A 620-nucleotide genomic window follows, 5' to 3' on the forward strand; every position below is an offset into this window, starting at 1 on the left:
GTTGCCATAGAACCAAAAAGCAATGATGAAAGAAAATTGACATTTAATAATTTGCAAGGCAACACAGGTATTGCTGTGATAAAAGGACGGCATTTTATCAATCAAAAATTTAGTAGCAATTTTTCGCATACTACCTTGTGGAATACAAATGACTTTGTGGATGTGCAAAATAAAACAAACTACAATTATCTGCTTGAGCTTATATGGAATGATAGCTTTGGTAATACGCATATCTATCATTCTAGCAATTTTCAATTTTGGGAATTAAAGGACTGATAATGAAAAAAATAAAAATTATTATATTATTTATGTTTGTATTGTGCGTTACTTTTAGCAGTGCTATTGAGGCTATTACTATTTTAAAAAAAGCTGATAACCTGCCTTATTCCTATGAAAAAAAGGTGAGTATGCTTAAAAAATTGGGATTTGAGTATTGTGTTGAGCAGGATAAGTTTAGCGAAAATAGTTTTTGGTTTTTTCACATTACGCATAAACTTCAACTGCGCAACAATAATCATTCGTTTTTCTACATTGAAAATAATGATGGTTTTATGCAGTTTAAAAATTTCATAAAAGCTCATACACAATCCAATTTTATGCCACGATTCTATACCTGTCTT

2 protein-coding genes are annotated in these 620 nt (G+C 29.8%); both read left to right on the forward strand.

Annotation, left to right across the window (positions count from 1 at the left end; genetic code table 11):
* Positions 1 to 276, forward strand: a 276-nt coding sequence (locus HCCG_RS12385) for a T6SS effector amidase Tae4 family protein (RefSeq protein ID WP_002957716.1), incomplete at its 5' end; no start/stop codon positions are given.
* Positions 277 to 278: 2 nt separating this feature from the next.
* The coding region (locus tag HCCG_RS11440) for a hypothetical protein (RefSeq protein WP_034548704.1) at positions 279 to 620 on the forward strand (342 nt) is incomplete at its 3' end.

It is taken from the genome of Helicobacter cinaedi CCUG 18818 = ATCC BAA-847, assembly GCF_000155475.1.
Classification (GTDB): Bacteria; Campylobacterota; Campylobacteria; order Campylobacterales; family Helicobacteraceae; genus Helicobacter_C; species Helicobacter_C cinaedi.